Raw genomic sequence first — 17,714 nt, 5'->3', positions numbered from 1 at the left:
TTTTCGGACAAAAGTGTCCGATTGGCGAGACTTTGAGTGACGGGATTGTCCGCTTGTTGTGGTACGCACATCTTTGTGACGAATGCGTGATGGATGCTGCACAAAGAGATGGGGGCCAGAAGGCCCCCATCGGATCTGCTTGCATTGGATCCACGCCATGCGTGGGCTGAGGCTGGGGTCAGAACCCATTCCTCTGGAATGGGATCCGACTCCACTACGCGATCAGAAGAACGCGCGGATGCCGAATGCGACACCACGGCCCGGCAGCGGCGAGTAATCACGCAGCAGCGAGGTATGCGGACGCACTTCGCGGTTGGTCAGGTTGCTGCCATCCAGGAACACCTCGTAGCTGTTGCTCGCGTTGCGATCCCAGCGGTAGGCCAGATGCGCGTCGACCAGGGTGTAGCCGTCGCTCGGCGCTTCGTTCTGGGCGACATCCTTCTGGCGGCTGTAGCGGACCGCACCGACCGAGGCGCGCCAGCCGTCCTTCGACCAGCGCAGGTCGGCGCCGACGCGGGCCGGGGCGATGCGCGGCAGGTAGCCGGTGTTGGCCAGCTCCACGCTGTAGTTGTGGTTGTGGTCGCCATGCGGCACGGCGATGTCGAGGTTGCGGCTGCCGTTGCCATCCAGCTTGGCCTTCACGTAGTCGCCGAACACGCGCAGATCCCAGTCACCGGCGCCGCCTTCGAACAGGTGCACCAGCGCTTCGGCTTCGGCACCGCGGAACACCGCATCCTGTTGCGTCCAGGCGCGGACCGGCAGACCCTCGGTAACGCCGGTGTCGGCCAGGTAGATGAAGTCCTTGAATTTGGTCTGGTAGACCGACGCCGAGAAGTCCAGGCGTTCGCTGTGGGTGTGGATGCCCAGTTCCACGCGCTGGCCGCGCTCGGTCTTCAGGTTGGCGTCACCGATTTCCAGCGAGCGGGTGGCGATGTGTGCGCCGGCGGCATACAGCTCTTCGTTGGTCGGTGCACGCTCGGAGCTGTCCACGCCGATGCGCAGGTCAACGGCATCGTTGAGCTTCCAGATGCCGGCCGCAGACAGGTTGGTGGCGCCGAAGGTGCGGCGGCGGTAGTCACCGGTCGGGTCCAGCTTGACCTGGTCGTGGCGGCCGCCCAGTTCCAGCTTGAACGGGCCGAACTGCTTTTCCTGCAGTACGAACAGGCCGATGTTCTTCGTGCCGGTATCCGGAACGAACGCCTCTTCGCCCTTGGCACCGAAATCACTGTTGCCGAACTGCAGGCCGAACGCGCCGTCCCAGCCGCCGATCTGCTGCTGCACCGCTTCCAGGCGCGCCTCGATGCCACGGTTGGTGAAGCGGGTGGACGGCGTTCCGGCTTCCAGCTCCACGTGTTCGTAGTCGGTGTAGGCCACGCGTGCATTGATGTTCTTCAGGAACGAGACCGGGTTGTAGATGCCGGCCTTGGTCTCGAAGCGGTTCTGCACCATGTCGATGCGCACGTCATGCTCGTCGCCGCCTTCCTCTTCATCGCCATGGTCGTGGCCGTGGTCATGGTCATGGTCATGGTCATGGCCATGAACATCGCCATCGGCATGCACGTGCGCGCCATTGGGAATGCCGTAGTTGGTGCGATAGGTGCTGGCCGATACGCCGAAGTAGCCGCCGTCGCCCAGCCAGGTCGCGCCGACGCCGCCGGCGCGGGTGCGGATGGAGCTGTTGTCGAGGCGGCCGCGGCGCGGCTCTTCGCCTTCCTCGCCCGCGTGCTCATGGTCGTGATCGTGATGGTCTTCAAGGCTGTCGATCACTGCATAGCCGGGAATTCGGTAGTCGTCGCCGTTGCGGACCAGGCCATCCACGTGCAGCACGACATTGCCGCTGACGCCATCGAGGCGGAACATGCCGCTGCGCTCGTTGTTCACCGAATTGCCGCGCAGTTCGGCGCGGCCGCTGAGCGGGCGCTCCGGCAGCTCGCGTGCGATGCGGCCATCCACCACATTGACCGCGCCACCGATGGCACCACTGCCGAACAGCAGCGTGGCCGGGCCCTTCAGCACTTCGATCTGGTCGGCCAGGAACGGCTCGATGCTGGTGGCATGGTCGGCGCTGACGGTGGAGGCATCCATGTTGCCCATGCCATTGGACAGCACGGCCACGCGCGGGCCTTCCTGGCCGCGGATGATCGGGCGGCCGACGCCGGGGCCGAAGAACGTGCTCTGCACGCCCGGCAGCTTGGCCACGGTATCGCCGAGGGTGCCGGCCTTCTGCTCGTCCAGGCGTTCGCCGGCCAGTACCTCCACCGGGCGCGCCAGCGATTCGGCATCGCCCTGCAGTGGCGACGCGGTGACCTGCACCGACGACAGTTCAGTCAGGTGGCGGTCACGCTGAGCGCTGTCATCGCCGGCGGCAAAGGCAACCGAAGGCAGCAGGGCGGCGAGGGCCAGAGCGAGGGAATGCGGCTTCAACCGCGGGGTGTGGGCGGGCATGGAGCGGGTCCTTTGTTACAGTGTATCAATCGCTGGGCGCACGTATCCCGTCAGCGGGACAGGGGGAGGAAAACCGTGCGGGTCGGGAGCAGATGTTATATTATTCCATAACGATTCGCCGACCCTGCTGGAAGTCATGTCCCTGTCCTCACGCCTGCGCCACCTGCTCGACCGTTTCGGCGCCACTGGTTCGATGCTGTGCGCGGTGCACTGTGCGGTGATCCCCGTGCTGCTGGCGGCGGCGCCGTCGCTGGGCCTGTCGTTCTGGCTGAGCGATGGGGTGGAACAGGCGCTGGTGGTGTTCGTGACCCTGCTCGGATTGTTCAGCCTGGTCTGGGGCTACCGCCGGCATGGTGCGCTGCGTGCGCTGGGCTTCCTGATTCCCGGCCTGGTGGCGTTGTGGGCCGGCGTGCTGTACGACCCGCTGCACCACAATGCGGTGCCACACGCGGTGGTGATGACCATCGGCGGCCTGCTGGTGGGGGTCGCCCATCTGGTCAACCTGCGCCTCAACCACGGTCACGTGCACGACGCCAGCTGCGCGCACTAGGCGCTCCGTGATAGGATTTTCGATCGTGCGCGGGGGCGCCCAGCAAGGCGGCCCCGCCGAACCCGTGTCAGTACGGGGTAACCAGATTTCACATTTGAGGAGTTGAAGACATGGGTAAGGGTGACCGCAAGACCGCCAAGGGCAAGCGCTACAACGCCAGCTACGGCAACGCCCGTTCGCACACCGCGAGCAAGGTCGCCGTGGGCGCCGCCGCTCCGGTTGCCAAGAAGACCGTGGCCAAGGCTCCGGCGAAGAAGGCTGTGGCGAAGAAGGCCGTCGCCAAGGCCTGATCCGGCCCAGACCGGATCAACGAAAAACGCGGCGCCTGGCGCCGCGTTTTTTTGTGCCCGCGCGCACGCCGGCACACGATTCTATGTAGAGCCGAGCCCATGCTCGGCTGCATTCGGCCAGCCGAGCATGGGCTCGGCTCTACAGGAGCGTCAGCGCAGGGTTTTCTTCAACGTTTCCGGATTGCCATCGTTCGGCGCGGCCGGCACCTGCAGCAGGTCGGCCAGCAGCGGGTAGACGTCGACATTGTCGAAGCCATCGATCACCAGGCCCTGGCGGAACGACGGGCCGCTGGCCACGAATACCGCGCGCATGGAGGGCAGGGCATTGTCGTAGCCATGCGAGCCACGATCCTGATGGTCGCGCTTGGCGATCTTCTCCTGGTGCAGGGCATCCCAGCCTTCATCCATCATGCAGACAATGGCGGGAATGCGCGGGTGGGTGCCGTAGTGCAGGCGCGGCGGCAGGTTCTCTTTCTTCCAGCACTCGTAGTGCGCGTGACGACCGAGCAGTGCGCGCTCGGCGGCGGCCTCATGGCCAGCTACCGGCGCGAAGCCCACCGACTGGCCCTGGCTGACATTGCGCGCGATGGCCGGGGCGGCCATTGATTCGGTGGCGATCACCTGGCCGACCGGGACGCTGGCCATGCCATGGTCGGAGACCACAATCACGTTGGTGGTCGCGGCCAGGCCGCGCTGCTGCAGTCCATCGAGCACCTGGCCGACGATCTGGTCGGCGCGCACGATGGCGTCGGCGTACTGCTTCGATTCGGGGCCGTAGTTGTGGCCGGCCTTGTCCACGTGCTCCATGTACAGCGTGGTCAGGCGGGGGGCATCGGCATCGGTCTGTGCAAGCCAGTCCAGCACGATGCCGGCGCGCTGCTCCAGTGGTTCCTTGCCGTCGTACACGCGCCATTGGCTTGGGCGCACACCACGGATTTCCGATTCACTGCCCGGCCACGAGGTGGTGGCCGAACGCACCCCGGCGTTCTCGGCGCCGACCCAGATCGGTTCGCCGCCCCACCAGCCGCTGGTGGTGACCGCCTCACGGTTGCTCAGCTCGAACCGGCCTAGGGCTTCATCGTCCATGCTGTTGTTGACGATGCCGTGGTGGTCCGGGCGCAGGCCGGTGACGATGGTGTAGTGGTTGGGGAAGGTCAGCGACGGATAGGACGGGGTCATCCAGCGTGCACGCACGCCGCCGTCGATCAGGCGCTGCAGGTTCGGGGTCAGGCCGCGGTCCAGCGCATCGGCGCGCAGGCCGTCGATCGAGATCAGCAGCAGCTTCGGCGGCGCAGCCGCAGCGACAGCGGTGGGAGCGGAGGCGGAAGGGGCGGGCGCGGTGGTGCAGGCGGCCAATGGCAGCAGCAGCGCCAGCGCGCAGGTCAGTCGTACGGAAGTCATCCGCGCATGATAAGCCGGTGCAATGACCACCCCAAGACACGTTGCGCCGAAGGGCGCAGCGCGTCCGCGCATTTTTCCTTATCCCCGCGCCTGTCGGCGCGCCCCCTTCAACAAGAAGGGGGGGTTCTCCAGACATATTCCTGATGCTTCCATCCATGCATGGCGTGGATCTACCGTGTCGACCAAGGTCGACACCTACCAGCAGCCGCGCAGTGCGCCGTCCCGACAGATCGCAGGAAGCCCGCTGTTGCTGTTGCTCTAGCCTCTGCGGGTGCCGGGCGCAGCCCGGCCAGCCCTCTCAGGCGAACAGCGGGGCCTGGCGTTGTTCCAGTCGCAGCAGTGCGGCCTTGGTTTCCAGGCCGCCACCGAAGCCGGTCAGTGCCCCGTTGCTGCCGATTACACGATGGCAGGGCAGGATGATCGGCAGCGGATTGCGCCCATTGGCAGCGCCGACGGCGCGGGTCGCACTGGGGTGGCCCAGGTGCTGCGCCAGCTGCAGGTAGCTCCAGGTCTGGCCGAACGGGATCAACGCCAGCGCCTGCCACACACGCAGCTGGAACGGCGTGCCGCGTGGCGCCAGCTCCAGGTCGAAGCTGCTGCGTTCACCGTGCAGGAACTGCAGCAGCTGCTCGCGCGCTTCCGGCAGCGCATCCGGCGCGTAGTGCCAGTCGTCGCGGCCGCGTGCCGGGTGGCGGTTTTCCGGGAACAGCACATGGGACAGGCCACGCTCGTCACCGGCGATGGTCAGCACGCCGATCGGGCTGTCGAAACGATCGAACAACAGGGTCATGTCGGTTCTCCAACGAAAGTGCCGGACAGGTGCCACAGGTGCAGCACGGCATAGGCGCGCCACGGCCGCCAGGGTTGCGAGCGCGCTTCGGTCGCACGTTCGCTCAGGCGCTGGCCCTGTGCGTGGCCGAGGACCTGCTGCAACACAAGATCGCCGGCCGGGAAGGCATCGGGCTGGCCGAGCCCGCGCAAGGCGATGTACTGCGCGGTCCACGGACCGATGCCGGGTAGTGCCACGCAGCGGGAAACGAACTCTTCCAGCGCTTGGCCCGGGCCGAAGTCGAGCGCGCCGCTGGCGCAGGCGGCGGCAAGCGCACGCACGGTGGCGGCGCGGCTGCGTGGCAGGCCGATCGATTCCAGTGGTGCTTCGGCCAGCAGCTCGGGGGCCGGGAACTGGCGATCGAACTCCGGCGGCATGCCCGGCAGGTGCGCGCCATAGGCATCCACCAGCCGCCGCGCGAAGGTGGTGGCCGCGGCCACGCTGACCTGTTGGCCGAGCACCGCGCGCACGCCCACTTCGAAGCCATCCCAGCCGCCCGGTACGCGCAGCCCGGGACGTTCGGCAATGCCGCGCGCCAGCAGCGGCTCTTCGCCGAGCGCGGCGTGTACCTGCTGCAGGTCGGCGTCCAGATCGAACACGCGACGTACGCGGCGCACGATGTCCGGGATCAGGCGCGGATCGACCGCGCCCAGCTGCAGGCGCAGTTCCGGGCGCTTGGGGTCGGCAGTGACGCGCAGCAGGGTGGGGCGCTCGGGTGTGCCGAGCACGCGCTGGTAGCTGTCTTCGCCGATCAGCTCGATGCCGGGCAGGCTGCGCTTGCGCAGGAAGGCCAGCATGCGTGGGAAATCCAGTGGTGGCCGGTATGCCAGACGCAGTACCAGGCAGCCATCGTCGGCGGCCAGCGGCTGGTGCTGGCGACGCAGTGCCGTCGGTGCCATGCCACAGCCCTGCAGGAAGGCGGTATTGAAACGGCGCAGGCTGTTGTAGCCGGCGGCCAGCGCGACGTCGGTCACCGGCAGCGTGGTCTCGGTCAACAGCTGCTTGGCCAGCAGCAGGCGATGGGTGGCGTGGATCTGCCCTGGCGTTGCGCCCAGATGTTCGACGAACAGGCGCTGCAGCTGGCGCGCGCTGAGTCCGATCTTCTCTGCGAGGTCGGCTACCGGCTGTTCCTGCAGGAAGCCACCATGGATCAGGGCCAGTGCGCGCTGCACGGTCTGCCCGGCCAGTGCCTGCTGCGCCTGCGGTGCCAGCTCGGGGCGGCAGCGCAGGCACGGGCGGTAACCGGCTGCCGCAGCAGCGGCCGCAGTCGGGTAGTAGGTGATGTTGCGTGGCTTCGGTGGCGGTGCCGGGCACACGGGGCGGCAATAGATGCCGGTGCTGCGCACGGCGGTGTAGAACACGCCGTCGAAGCGTGCGTCGCGGGCCAGGCGGGCGCGGTCGCAGGCGGCGGTGTCGAGGGCAAGGGCGGTGTCCATGGCGCCAGTCTAGGCGTGTGAGGGCGGGGATACTCGCCGGATTCGGACATGGATGCTGGAGGGGGTTCTGGCAGGGCTTGCAGCCCTGCACCCGCAACGTCAACGTCTCAATCAAAAGCTGGCAGTCCGTGGGATGGCGGGGCGCTGTGGGCTGGCAGGACACGCCGTAAACCCGTCCATGGGGGCTCGATGGCGCCATCCATGGCGCCAACGGTCCTGTCAGCCCACACCGCCCCACCTCTGACAGTTGGTCGCTGCAGTTGGTGGGTGCCGACCGTTGGTCGGCACGCTTTTGCTGTTGGTAGGTGTCGACCTTGGTCGACACGCTTTTTCCCAAGGGTCAGAAGGGGTTCAGTGCCACGCGCTGAATGCGCGGCCTGGACGGGTAGACTGTGCCTCTTGCTCCCATGAATCCCGGTTGCCCGATGTCCGCCAAATTTCGCTGGTTGCCCCTGTTGTGCCTGGCCCTGGCGGGCTGCAGTCAGTTGGAGAATCCGGGCAATGTGACCGCTGCCGACAAGGCGGCGCGGGCGCCGGCCAGTGATGGCGAGAACATGGTGTCGATCAATGCGGCTGACGCACCGCCACCGCCGGCGCCGCCGCGCAGCCGGGCGGATCGGCCGTGGCCGCAGGCGCAGTTGGAAAATGGTCGTGCCTGGGTCAGCTGCAGCACGGAATATGCCGGTGATGCCGGCGACGGTGTCGAACTGGAAGGCCTGCAGCGCGAGCAGATTTCCCAGGCCCTGGCGCCGTGTGCCGAGCGTGGCCTGATGCGTGTGCGTTACGCCGGCAAGATCAATCCGGGCTTCGCCGAAATGATGTGGCGACTTGCCGTGGTCGCCGATGAACAGAAGATCCACAAGCGCATCCTCGATCTGGACTCCAGCGGCGGCCAGGTGGAATCGGCGATCGTCGCCGGTGACAGCATCGGTGAATCGGGCTGGACCATCTGGGTGCGCGAGGGCTCGATCTGCCACAGCGCCTGCGTGTTCGTGCTGGCCGCCGGTGACAACCGGCTGCTGTCGGGCAAGGTCGGCATCCACCGCATGATGCGCATCAGTTCCAAGGCCACCTCGCGCGCTGAGCTCAACCGCGAGCTGCACGAGGTCTACGACAACGTGAAGGACTATCTGCAGCGCAACGGCGTGGCGGTGGGCGTGGCCGACCTGATGATGACGGTGCCCAATCGCAGCCTGCGCCTGCTGACGCCGGACGAACTGCGCCAGTACGGCCTGGATGGCACCAACGCGGTGCAGGACGATCTGGAACGGATCAAGCAGATGCGTGCCTGTGGTGACGACTTCGTGCAGCGCAAGGACGCGTTCCTGATCGCCTTCGACCAGCAGTGCAAGCACGAAGGCGCCGACATGGAATCGATCAACAGCTGCGGCCAGGCGTTGAAGCAGCGCTTCGGCTTCCCCGATGCGGTGTGCCCGGAAGAAAGCCCGCTGTCGGAGATCGATGTGGCAACGCTGCCGCCTGCGCCTTCGGAGCCGCCGCCGGTGGCCGAACAGGCGCCAGCAGACACCGGCACGCCTGCCGCGCAGGCCGATGCCGCAGCGGTGGAAGGCAGCGCCCACGCACGCTGACGAACAGCTCACCGCGCTGGCGTAGACTGCGGTTCTTTCCCGAGAACCGGCGGTGTCCATGAAGCGCGTGCTCCTGCTGCTGTCCCTGCTGCCCCTGACCGCATTGGCGCAGGCACCCGCGCCGGCCACGCCTGCACCGGCACCCGCGCGCCCCGCACCGGCATCGCCGGCGGCTGCGAAACCGGCCACGGCCGGCGCTCCGGCGTTGACTGCCGCGCAGCAGGCGCAGGTGCAGAAGCAGGATGCGGAAATGGGCGCGGCCGCAGTGAAGGCGGCGCAGCTGGTCGATGCCAACCGCGCAGGCGAGTTGTGGGATGGCGCTTCGGCCGTCGCGCGCCGTGCAGTACCGAAGGCCGCCTTCGTCAGTCAGTTGACTGCCGAGCGCACGCGCCTGGGCGCGCTGGCCGGGCGTGGCCAGCCGACCATCACCCGGGTCAAGTACAGCGCCGGTGCCGCGGTGCCGGAGGGGCTGTACATCAACGTCAGCTTCCCGACCCGTTTCGCCAACAGCGCGCAGCCGGTACGCGAGCTCGTCTCGTTCCGTTTCGACGAGGACCAGGTGTGGCGCCTGGCCGGTTACAGCCTGCGTGCGTCGGCACCCTGAGGAGATGATCGATGGCAACTGAACTGACGATGCTGGCCTGGTCGGTGCTGCTGGGCTTTGTCTACATCTTCGCTACCTCCACCGTGGTCACCCGCGAGCGTGGGATGAAGTGGAATGCCTCGGCGCGTGATGGCGAAGCCAGGCCACTCAGCCCGCTGGCCGGGCGCCTGCAGCGTGCGCAGGCCAACTTCCTGGAGACGTTCCCGTTCTTCGCTGCCGCCGCCATCGCAGTGGTCGTGGCCGGGCGCGGCAACGACACCACGGCGCTGGCGGCGCAGGCCTACTTCTGGGCGCGCGTGGTCTACCTGCCGCTGTATGCCGCGGGCGTGCCCTACGTGCGCAGCCTGGTCTGGGCAGTGTCGCTGCTGTCGATCCTGGCGCTGGTGTTCGCGTTGTTGTGATCCCGGCCTGATCCAGATCAAGGCCGGTCAGGTGCGCGGCGCTATGCTGGCGCGGACTGAATCAACGGCAGGAGGCGCGCATGCGCAGGATGGACGTGGTGGTGGTCGGCGCCGGACCGGCGGGGCTGTGTTTCGCGCGTGCGCTGGCCGGTAGCGGCCTGCAGGTCGGGCTGGTCGAAGTTCAACCGCGCCAGGCCCTTGCCGAGGCCGCCTTCGATGGCCGTGAGATCGCGCTGACCCATGCCTCGCGGCAGAGCATGGAGCAGCTGGGGCTGTGGCAGCGCCTGCCGCAGGCTGAAGTCGCTGAACTGCGCGATGCCAAGGTGATGAACGGCGGCTCGCCGTTCGCGCTGACCTTCGCCAGCAGCCAGGTCGACGGCCAGCCGCTGGGCTGGCTGGTACCCAACCATCTGATCCGCCGCGCTGCATGGGATGCCGTGCAGGGGCAGGACGGCCTGGAGCTGTTCGACGGGCGCAAGGTGCTGGGCGTGCAGGCCGATGCGCAGGGCCACGTGGTCAAACTCGATGACGGCATCCAACTTCATGCGCGCCTGCTGGTCGCCGCTGACAGCCGCTTCTCCGCAACCCGCCGCATGCTCGGCATCGGCGCGCAGATGCGCGACTTCGGCAAGTCGATGCTGGTGTGCCGCATGCAGGTTGAGCGTGATCATCACCACACTGCCTGGGAATGGTTCGGCTACGGCCGCACGATGGCGTTGCTGCCGCTCAACGAAGGCCAGGCATCAGCAGTGATCACGCTGCCACCGCGGCAGATTGAAGAACTGCTGGCGATGGACGAGGTGGCCTTCGGTGAGGCCATCGGTGCCTGCTTCGAACACCGTCTTGGCCGCATGCAGCCAGTGGCCACGCCGCAGGCGTATCCGCTGGTGGGTGTGTACGCGCACCGTTTCGTCGGCGAGCGTTCGGCGCTGATCGGCGATGCCGCCGTCGGCATGCACCCGGTCACCGCGCATGGCTTCAACCTGGGACTGGCCAGCGCACAGCGGCTTGCACAGGGCATCGTCGCGCAGCAGCGACGTGGTGCCGACATTGCCGCCGCCGGCATGCTGGCCAGCTACCAGCGGGGTCACCGGCTGGCGTCGCGGCCGCTGTACGAGGCCACCAATGCCATCGCCAGCCTGTATACCGACGATCGCCGCCCGGCGCGGCTGCTGCGCGCGGCGGGCCTGCGTCTGGCACAGGGCGTGGCACCGTTCAGGCAGCTGATCGCCTCGCACCTGACCCAGCGCGTGGCCTGAACCGGTTCAGATCAGCCCGTTCAGATCAGCCGGCGGCCAGCACCCGGATCTGGCTGTCGGCGAACTCGACCACCTGGCCTGCGCGGATTTTGCAGGCCTTGCGCAGTTCGACTTCGCCGTCGACCCGCACCTGGCCGTCACCGATGACCATCTTTGCCTCGCCGCCGCTGGTGACCAGGTCGGCCAGCTTGAGCAGCTGCTTGAGTTCGACGTAGTCACCGTCGAGGTCGAATTCGAGAATCTGCATGGAGCGGGGTTCCTGGGGAAGGGCGCAGCCAGCGGCCGGGCCGGTGAAGAGGGCGCGTATTGTGCGCCAGCTTGGGTCATGACGGTACGCGCACGGCAAGCTGTACGCCTTGTTCAGGATCAATGCGGTATGATTCCGCTCTGAGCGAGTGAAATCTCCTCCAACCGAGCAGCGCCAGGGCACGCGATAAGAAGGGCGCCCAAAGCGCGGACCATCACCTTTTTTATCGCACTGCCAGGAAGACGGCAGTGTCTTCGGAGTTCCCCATGTCCCAAGATTCCCAAGCGCCGCTGCAGTTCGCGCAGCTCGGCCTGTCCGAGCCCGTGATGCAGGCGGTCACCGCCATCGGCTACGAAACCCCGTCGCCGATCCAGGCCGCCACCATCCCGGCGATGCTGGAAGGTCGCGACGTGCTGGGCCAGGCCCAGACCGGCACCGGCAAGACCGCAGCGTTCGCGCTGCCGGTACTGTCCAACATCGATCTGCAGCAGATCAAGCCGCAGGCCCTGATCCTGGCGCCGACCCGCGAACTGGCCATCCAGGTTGCCGAGGCGTTCCAGTCCTATTCGTCGAAGATCCCGGGCTTCCGCGTGCTGCCGGTGTACGGCGGCCAGCCGTACGGCCAGCAGCTGTCGGCCCTGCGCCGCGGCGTGCACATCGTGGTCGGTACCCCCGGCCGCGTGATCGACCACCTGGACCGCAGCACCCTGGACCTGTCCGAGCTGAAGACGCTGGTGCTGGACGAAGCCGATGAAATGCTGCGCATGGGCTTCATCGACGACGTCGAAGCCGTGCTGAAGAAGCTGCCGGAGCAGCGCCAGGTGGCCCTGTTCTCGGCCACCATGCCGCCGCAGATCCGCCGCATCGCGCAGACCTACCTGCAGGACCCGGTGGAAGTGACCATCGCGGCCAAGACCACCACCTCGGCCAACATCCGCCAGCGTTACTGGTGGGTGAGCGGCATGCACAAGCTGGACGCGCTGACCCGCATCCTGGAAGTCGAGCCGTTCGACGCGATGATCATCTTCGCGCGCACCAAGGCCGGCACCGAGGAACTGGCCAGCAAGCTGCAGGCCCGTGGCCTGGCCGCTGCCGCCATCAACGGTGACATGCAGCAGGCCCAGCGTGAGCGCACCATCGCCATGCTGAAGGAAGGCAAGCTGGACATCCTGGTCGCCACCGACGTGGCTGCCCGCGGCCTGGACGTGGAGCGCATCAGCCACGTGCTGAACTACGACATCCCGTACGACACCGAAAGCTACGTGCACCGCATCGGCCGTACCGGTCGTGCCGGCCGCAGCGGCGAGGCGATCCTGTTCGCCACCCCGCGCGAGAAGGGCATGCTGCGCCAGATCGAGCGCGCTACCCGCCAGCCGATCGAAGAGATGCAGCTGCCGAGCGTGGAAGCGGTCAACGACACCCGCATCAACAAGTTCACCTCGCGCATCAGCGAAACCCTCGGCGCCGGTGGCCTGGACTTCTACCGCCAGCTGCTGGAGCGTTTCGAGAACGAGCAGAACGTGCCGGCCATTGAAGTGGCTGCCGCGCTGGCCAAGATGCTGCAGGGTGACACCCCGTTCCTGCTGCAGCCGCCGGTGCGTGCCCCGCGTGAAGAGCGCGCACCGCGCGAACGCTTCGACCGTGGTGACCGCCCGGAACGTGGCGATCGCTTCGACCGCAACGAGCGTGGTCCGCGCTTCGAGCGTGGCCCGCGCCGCGACGACGCCGAAGGTGGCTTCGAGCAGCGTCCGCGCCGTGAGGTTCCGCCGCGTGGTGCGCCGGAGCAGGGCATGGAGACCTACCGCATTTCGGTCGGCCACCAGCACGGCGTGAAGCCGGCCAACATCGTTGGCGCCATTGCCAACGAAGCTGGCCTGGAAAGCCGCTTCATCGGCCGCATCGACATCCACGACGACTTCTCGCTGCTGGACCTGCCGGCACAGATGCCGCCGGACGTGCTGTCGCACCTGCAGAAGGTGTGGGTGTCCGGCCAGCAGCTGCAGATGCGTGCGCTGGCCCCGGGTGAAGACACCAACCCGGCCCCGCGTCCGTTCAAGCCGCGCTTCGACAAGCGTGGTCCGGGCGGCCCGGGTGGCCCGCGTCGCGGTGGCCCGGGCGGTCCGGGTGGCCACGGTGGCGACCGCGGCGGTGACCGCGACAGCCGCCCGCCGCGTCGTGACGGCTTCAAGCCGCGCGGCCCGCGCAGCTTCTAAGCCGCACCTGCGGTCCTGAACAACGCCAGCCTCCGGGCTGGCGTTGTCCGTTATGGGCCTGGAAAAGGGGACGGAGGGGATTAAGTCGTTTATGCCCGGCAGTGCGCTTATGCCGAAAACGACTTAATCCCCTCCGTCCCCTTTTCGCATGGCAAACACATTGCCGGTCATAGGCTGGGTCGGTTCCAAGGGAGGTTGTCACCGCAGCACATTCGGGGGGATCCGGGATGGGTAGAAGTGGCACGGACCAGCAGAGCCGGCGGGTGCCGATGACCCGTGGCCTGGGATTGCGCTTTGCGTTGTTGACGGGCATGGCGATCGGGTTGGTCGCGCTGTCCGCGTTGATCCAGGAACTGCAGGCGGCCTCGACGGCCTGGATTGCCGGCCAGGGCTACTGGTCGCGGGGGCAGCAGGATGCGACCGCTGCGCTGAGCCGCTACCTGGCGCGTGGCGATGCGCAGGACCTGGATGACGCGCGCCAGGCCCTGCGGATTCCGTTGGGGGATCTGCAGGCCCGGCTGGCGCTGGAACAGGCGGTACCGGACGAGGAGAAGGCCCGGCAGGGTTTCCTGCAGGGCGGCAACGCGCGCGCCGATATTCCACGCCTGGTGTTCTCGTTCCGCTACGCCCGTGACCTGGGAGCATTCCGCGAAGCCACTGCACTGTGGCGGCAGACCGATGGTGATCTGGAGGCTGTGCAGGCCCTGGTCGCCGAGCTGCAACGGAGGCATGCGGCAGGTGAACTGCCCGTGGCCGACCGCAATCGCTACCTGCAGCAGCTGCGGGATCTCGACCGCCGCCTGCAGGTGCAGGCCCAGGCGTTCTCGCAGGCGCTGCTGAGGATGGCCACCATGGTCCGGATCGCCACGCTGATGGTTGGCGGCCTGTCGGTGCTGGTGATCAGCCTGATGGCAGTGGCGCTGGCGCGTCGCGTCGGCAAGGATCTGACCGAGCACGAGAGCCGCTTCCGCGCGGCCTTCTACCAGGCCAATGTCGGCATGCTGAAGCTCGACACCGATGGCCGCGTGGTCGAGGCCAACCAGGCGATGGCGGATATCCTCGACTACCGGCGCGATGTGCTGCTGCAGATGCTGCTGGGTGACCTGCTGATGGAGGGGGAACTGGTCCTCGACGGTGTCGGCCGCATCGACTGGGACCGGCAGCTGCGGCCGAGCGAGCTGCGTTTCCGGCGGCGCGATGGCAGCCTCGTCTGGGGACGCTGGAGCGGTACCGCGGTTCGCAGCTCGGGCGGTGGATTGTCGGTGTTCGCGATCATCGAGGATGTCAGCCAGAACCATGCACTGGCGCGCGAGATCGAGCATCACGCCAGCCACGATCCGCTGACCGGCCTGATCAACCGCCGCGAGATCGAACGCCTGCTGGAACGCGCGCTGCTGCAGGTCCGGACGGACGGTGGTACGCATGCGCTGTGCTACATCAACCTGGACCACTTCAAGCTGGTCAACGACAGCTTCGGTCATGCCGCCGGCGACCAGATGCTGCGCGGTTTCGCCGACTATCTGGTGGCGGCGGTGCGTGATGGCGATTGGGTCGGCCGCCTGGGGGCCGATGAGTTCGCGGTGTTTCTCGCCCACGCCGGCCAGGATGAAGCCAAGCGGGTACTGCAGCGGGTGATCCGCAACCTGGGCCAGGCCACGTTCCCGATCAGCGAGGGCAGCCCGCAGTTGAGCTGCAGCATCGGCGTGGTCGAGGTCAGTGCCGAGGCGCCGGACGCGAACTGGTTGATGAGCGCCGCCGACAGCGCCTGCTATGCCGCCAAGCAGGCCGGTCGCAACCGCGTGCACTGCTTCAACGAGAACCGCATGGCGCTGGAGGAGCGGCGGCAGGAGGCCGAGCGTCTGCAGGGTGTCAGCCTGGCCATGGCGGAGAATCGCATGCTGCTGTACGCGCAGCGCATCGCCCGCGTGGGCGATCCGTCCTACCTGCATTACGAGGTGCTGGTGCGCATGCGTGGTACCGATGGCAGCCTGCATCTGCCCGGTCAGTTCATGCCGGCGGTGGAGCGATACGGCATGGCGGTGGCGCTGGACCGGCACGTGCTCGGGCTGTTGTTCCGCCACCTGCAGGTCTGCCCGGCACACGTGCGCCAGCTGGGCCTGTGCAACGTCAACGTTTCGGCGCAGCCGATCGCCGAGCCGGGATTCCTCGCCTTCGTCTGCGACCTGCTCGAGCGCAACCGCGCGCTGGCCTCGAAACTGTGTTTCGAGATCACCGAGACCGCGGCGATCAGCAACCTCAGCCAGGCACGCGCTTTCATCGATGCGGTCAAAGCGCGTGGCTGCCGGATGGCACTGGATGACTTCGGCTCCGGCCTGTCCTCGTTCGGCTATCTGCGCCAGCTGCCTGCGGACATCCTGAAGATCGACGGCACCTTCGTGCGTGACATGGACACCGACCCGGTCAGCCACGCCACGGTGCGGGCGATCAGCGAGCTCGGGCGGGAACTGCAGATGGAGGTGGTGGCCGAATGGGTGGAAACCGCCGAGGTGGCTGGCGCACTGACCCGGCTCGGCGTGCAGGGCCTGCAGGGCTACGCGATCGAGCGGCCGCAGCCGCTGGAACGGATGACCCTGAGTGACCTGAGGCCGGTCCGCCTGGTGGCGGTGAAGGGGCCTCCGGCCGCTGGCTGAACGGCGCACGGCGACTTTGGTCTACACATGCGTGGCGTGCCCGGCTGCGATAATGCGCGCCAGGGGCGACGCGCAGTGGGCGCGGACGTAAGCAGGAACAGGATGTGGCGTGGGCGTCAGGCAGTGGCGGTACGAAACAGGGGCGCTGCTGGTCGTCCTGCTGATGGGAGTGTTGCTTCCCGGTCTGGTGCACGCGCGCCTGGCCGAGGCCGGCCGGGATTTCCTGCTGGTTGGCGCACCGACGGACGAACCGACACCCCATCGTGGCTGTACGCCCGCGATGCTGGCCGGGCCGCGCGAGCAGGTAGAGGTGCCGGCGCCGCCCGGGGGCTGGTCGGGGCAACCCCAGGCGCTGGATGTGTTCAACGTGTTCGCTGGCGAAGTCCGCGTACAGCATGGTGACCGCGAGATCTGCGGCAACATGCACGATGCGCGCACCCGTGATTCGCGCTTCCGTGCCGGCATCGGCCTGGTGGCGGTGCCAGCGGCAGGCAGCCATGAGCCGTTCCTGGTGTCGTGGCAGGCGCCGCTGAAAGCGCGCTGGGTGCCGACCTTGCGGCTGGGGGCGCCCAGTCCGGTCCAGCAGAACGATACCGCCCGCCTGCTGGTGCGCGCGGCCTGCATCGCGGTGGCGATCGCGCTGGCGCTGTCGGCATTGATGGCCTACCTGACCACCCGTGACCGCAGCTTCCTGGTCTACATCGGCGCGACGATCGTGGTGGTGGTGTGGCAGGCGGTTCTTGGCGGCTTGAGCGGTTATCCCGAACCGTGGCTGCCGGTGGGCGAGCGCGGCGCATGGTGGCTGCTGGCGCTGACCGCCGCGACCCAGGCGCTGGTACTGCCCGCTCTGTGGCGCCTCAACGGTGGGGACCGCTTGCTGCCACGCTCGCGGCCGGCACAGCAGGCTGTGCTGTGGGGCCTGATGGGACTGGCCGCGCTGGTGCCGTGGCTGCGCTGGGACACCCTGGCGCTGGTCGCGCAGAGCCTGCAGCTGACCTTCATCCTCGGTTGCCTGTTGTCACTGGCCGCTGGCATGCGTGCCTGGTTGCGCGGTGACTGCTGGGCGTTGGCGGGCCTGGCGGCGCTGGTGCCACTGCTGGTGATGATCGCAGCCGATGCCAGCAGTGCGGGGTGGCTGCTGGAGTACCGGGTGGAAGCACTGCAGCTGTCGGTGACCTGGCTGCTGATGATGGCCGCCTATGCCATGAACCAGCGGTTGGGCCGGCTGCGCCAGCAGCGCGATGAACTGCGCCAGCTGGCCGAAACCGATGGCCTGACCGGGCTGCCCAACCGCCGGGCCGGCCTGCAGCAGCTGGCCCGTCACCTGGCACAGGTCGACCGTGAGCGCGGCCCGCTGGTGATCGGTTTTCTCGACATCGACCTGTTCAAGGACATCAACGACCGCCATGGCCACGCGGTGGGCGACCAGGTGCTGGTGGCGGTGGCGCGTGCCCTGCGCACGGCAGTCCGCAGCCAGGACGAAGTGGTGCGGATGGGCGGCGAGGAGTTCCTGCTGCTGATGCCGGGCATGCCGCGCGAGGCGGCGTCGGCGCGCCTGGACCGCCTGCGCCAGCGCATCACCGAAGCCGGCCAGGCCCTGCAGGTGCCGGGCCTGGAAGTGACCGCCAGCATCGGACTGGCGCAGTGGCGGCCGGGTGAGGATGATCTGGCCGCGCTGCTGCGGCGGGCCGACCATGCCATGTACGTGGCCAAGCGGGCGGGTCGCAACCGGGTGTTCGACGGCGAAGAGCTCGATCCGCCGGCCCTGGCATGAAGCGCAGCGGGCGGCGATGCCGGAT

Annotated in this window: 14 protein-coding genes; 9 read left to right on the top strand and 5 right to left on the bottom strand. The window is 67.8% G+C overall.

Annotated elements, in window-relative coordinates; genetic code table 11:
* Nucleotides 1-222: 222 nt before the first annotated feature.
* Nucleotides 223-2,445, bottom strand: coding sequence for a TonB-dependent receptor (locus ACMZ91_RS03545; protein ID WP_414577153.1), 2,223 nt, complete (start codon nt 2,443-2,445; stop codon nt 223-225).
* A 136-nt stretch (nt 2,446-2,581) separates the two neighbouring features.
* Here ACMZ91_RS03545 and ACMZ91_RS03540 point away from each other — a divergent pair, with 136 nt between their 5' ends.
* Together ACMZ91_RS03540 and ACMZ91_RS03535 are read left to right on the top strand one after the other, a co-directional pair.
* Entirely contained in the window at nt 2,582-2,995 is a 414-nt protein-coding gene (locus tag ACMZ91_RS03540) for a MerC domain-containing protein (RefSeq protein ID WP_008264835.1), read from the top strand.
* 110 nt (nt 2,996-3,105) lie between these two features.
* On the top strand, nt 3,106-3,285 hold the full coding sequence (locus ACMZ91_RS03535; protein ID WP_004150462.1) for a 30S ribosomal protein THX: 180 nt from the start codon (nt 3,106-3,108) through the stop codon (nt 3,283-3,285).
* A gap of 150 nt (nt 3,286-3,435) precedes the next feature.
* Here ACMZ91_RS03535 and ACMZ91_RS03530 read toward each other — a convergent pair whose 3' ends face one another.
* The 3 genes from ACMZ91_RS03530 to ACMZ91_RS03520 all read right to left on the bottom strand — a co-directional run bounded on the left by ACMZ91_RS03530 (nt 3,436) and on the right by ACMZ91_RS03520 (nt 6,951).
* On the bottom strand, nt 3,436-4,686 hold the full coding sequence (locus ACMZ91_RS03530) for an alkaline phosphatase family protein (protein WP_049462401.1): 1,251 nt from the start codon (nt 4,684-4,686) through the stop codon (nt 3,436-3,438).
* A 298-nt stretch (nt 4,687-4,984) separates the two neighbouring features.
* Entirely contained in the window at nt 4,985-5,476 is a 492-nt protein-coding gene (locus tag ACMZ91_RS03525) for a methylated-DNA--[protein]-cysteine S-methyltransferase (protein WP_049462403.1), read from the bottom strand.
* Nucleotides 5,473-6,951 carry a DNA-3-methyladenine glycosylase 2 gene (locus ACMZ91_RS03520; RefSeq protein ID WP_049462404.1) on the bottom strand — a complete coding sequence of 493 codons (1,479 nt, stop codon included), beginning with the start codon at nt 6,949-6,951 and terminating at the stop codon, nt 5,473-5,475. The genes ACMZ91_RS03525 and ACMZ91_RS03520 overlap by 4 nt, the downstream gene beginning before the upstream one ends.
* Before the next feature lie 425 nt (nt 6,952-7,376).
* Between ACMZ91_RS03520 and ACMZ91_RS03515 the strand changes: the two genes are divergently transcribed.
* The 4 genes from ACMZ91_RS03515 (at nt 7,377) to ubiM (ending at nt 10,804) form a co-directional block, all read left to right on the top strand.
* Nucleotides 7,377-8,540 (top strand): COG3904 family protein, encoded by a 1,164-nt coding sequence (locus ACMZ91_RS03515; RefSeq protein ID WP_049461758.1) that lies wholly within the window; start codon nt 7,377-7,379, stop codon nt 8,538-8,540.
* A gap of 58 nt (nt 8,541-8,598) precedes the next feature.
* Nucleotides 8,599-9,144: a DUF4019 domain-containing protein gene (locus tag ACMZ91_RS03510; RefSeq protein ID WP_032128358.1), complete on the top strand. Its 546-nt coding sequence runs from the start codon at nt 8,599-8,601 to the stop codon at nt 9,142-9,144.
* Nucleotides 9,145-9,155: 11 nt separating this feature from the next.
* The gene (locus tag ACMZ91_RS03505) at nt 9,156-9,545 is read left to right on the top strand and encodes an MAPEG family protein (protein ID WP_032128357.1); all 390 of its coding nucleotides are present in this window, start codon (nt 9,156-9,158) and stop codon (nt 9,543-9,545) included.
* An 80-nt stretch (nt 9,546-9,625) separates the two neighbouring features.
* Complete coding sequence (gene ubiM, locus ACMZ91_RS03500) at nt 9,626-10,804, top strand: 5-demethoxyubiquinol-8 5-hydroxylase UbiM (protein ID WP_049461759.1); 1,179 nt, start codon at nt 9,626-9,628, stop codon at nt 10,802-10,804.
* Nucleotides 10,805-10,829: 25 nt separating this feature from the next.
* Here ubiM and ACMZ91_RS03495 read toward each other — a convergent pair whose 3' ends face one another.
* Complete coding sequence (locus tag ACMZ91_RS03495) at nt 10,830-11,051, bottom strand: RNA-binding S4 domain-containing protein (protein ID WP_010486399.1); 222 nt, start codon at nt 11,049-11,051, stop codon at nt 10,830-10,832.
* A 266-nt stretch (nt 11,052-11,317) separates the two neighbouring features.
* Between ACMZ91_RS03495 and ACMZ91_RS03490 the strand changes: the two genes are divergently transcribed.
* From ACMZ91_RS03490 to ACMZ91_RS03480, 3 genes are all read left to right on the top strand, one after another.
* Nucleotides 11,318-13,264: a DEAD/DEAH box helicase gene (locus ACMZ91_RS03490; RefSeq protein ID WP_032128355.1), complete on the top strand. Its 1,947-nt coding sequence runs from the start codon at nt 11,318-11,320 to the stop codon at nt 13,262-13,264.
* Nucleotides 13,265-13,491: 227 nt separating this feature from the next.
* Nucleotides 13,492-15,915: a putative bifunctional diguanylate cyclase/phosphodiesterase gene (locus ACMZ91_RS03485; RefSeq protein ID WP_414577150.1), complete on the top strand. Its 2,424-nt coding sequence runs from the start codon at nt 13,492-13,494 to the stop codon at nt 15,913-15,915.
* Between the two features lie 109 nt (nt 15,916-16,024).
* On the top strand, nt 16,025-17,689 hold the full coding sequence (locus ACMZ91_RS03480) for a sensor domain-containing diguanylate cyclase (protein ID WP_049461760.1): 1,665 nt from the start codon (nt 16,025-16,027) through the stop codon (nt 17,687-17,689).
* The last annotated feature ends 25 nt before the right edge of the window (nt 17,690-17,714 follow it).

The sequence above is a fragment of the Stenotrophomonas sp. FR024 genome, assembly GCF_047500745.2.
GTDB lineage: Bacteria > Pseudomonadota > Gammaproteobacteria > Xanthomonadales > Xanthomonadaceae > Stenotrophomonas > Stenotrophomonas maltophilia_A.
The sequence above is the reverse complement of the archived record's forward strand: the minus strand, read 5'-3'. Positions and strand labels throughout refer to the sequence as shown.

What these genes read in the sequence shown, in the direction of transcription:
- ACMZ91_RS03515 (WP_049461758.1), top strand. Translation starts at nt 7,377, where the DNA reads ATGTCCGCCAAATTTCGCTGGTTGCCCCTGTTGTGCCTGGCCCTGGCG.
- ACMZ91_RS03540 (WP_008264835.1), top strand. Translation starts at nt 2,582, where the DNA reads ATGTCCCTGTCCTCACGCCTGCGCCACCTGCTCGACCGTTTCGGCGCC.
- ACMZ91_RS03490 (WP_032128355.1), top strand. Translation starts at nt 11,318, where the DNA reads ATGTCCCAAGATTCCCAAGCGCCGCTGCAGTTCGCGCAGCTCGGCCTG.
- ACMZ91_RS03545 (WP_414577153.1), bottom strand. Translation starts at nt 2,445, where the DNA reads ATGCCCGCCCACACCCCGCGGTTGAAGCCGCATTCCCTCGCTCTGGCC.
- ACMZ91_RS03530 (WP_049462401.1), bottom strand. Translation starts at nt 4,686, where the DNA reads ATGACTTCCGTACGACTGACCTGCGCGCTGGCGCTGCTGCTGCCATTG.
- ACMZ91_RS03495 (WP_010486399.1), bottom strand. Translation starts at nt 11,051, where the DNA reads ATGCAGATTCTCGAATTCGACCTCGACGGTGACTACGTCGAACTCAAG.
- ACMZ91_RS03535 (WP_004150462.1), top strand. Translation starts at nt 3,106, where the DNA reads ATGGGTAAGGGTGACCGCAAGACCGCCAAGGGCAAGCGCTACAACGCC.
- ACMZ91_RS03510 (WP_032128358.1), top strand. Translation starts at nt 8,599, where the DNA reads ATGAAGCGCGTGCTCCTGCTGCTGTCCCTGCTGCCCCTGACCGCATTG.
- ACMZ91_RS03525 (WP_049462403.1), bottom strand. Translation starts at nt 5,476, where the DNA reads ATGACCCTGTTGTTCGATCGTTTCGACAGCCCGATCGGCGTGCTGACC.
- ACMZ91_RS03520 (WP_049462404.1), bottom strand. Translation starts at nt 6,951, where the DNA reads ATGGACACCGCCCTTGCCCTCGACACCGCCGCCTGCGACCGCGCCCGC.
- ACMZ91_RS03485 (WP_414577150.1), top strand. Translation starts at nt 13,492, where the DNA reads ATGGGTAGAAGTGGCACGGACCAGCAGAGCCGGCGGGTGCCGATGACC.
- ACMZ91_RS03505 (WP_032128357.1), top strand. Translation starts at nt 9,156, where the DNA reads ATGGCAACTGAACTGACGATGCTGGCCTGGTCGGTGCTGCTGGGCTTT.
- ubiM (WP_049461759.1), top strand. Translation starts at nt 9,626, where the DNA reads ATGCGCAGGATGGACGTGGTGGTGGTCGGCGCCGGACCGGCGGGGCTG.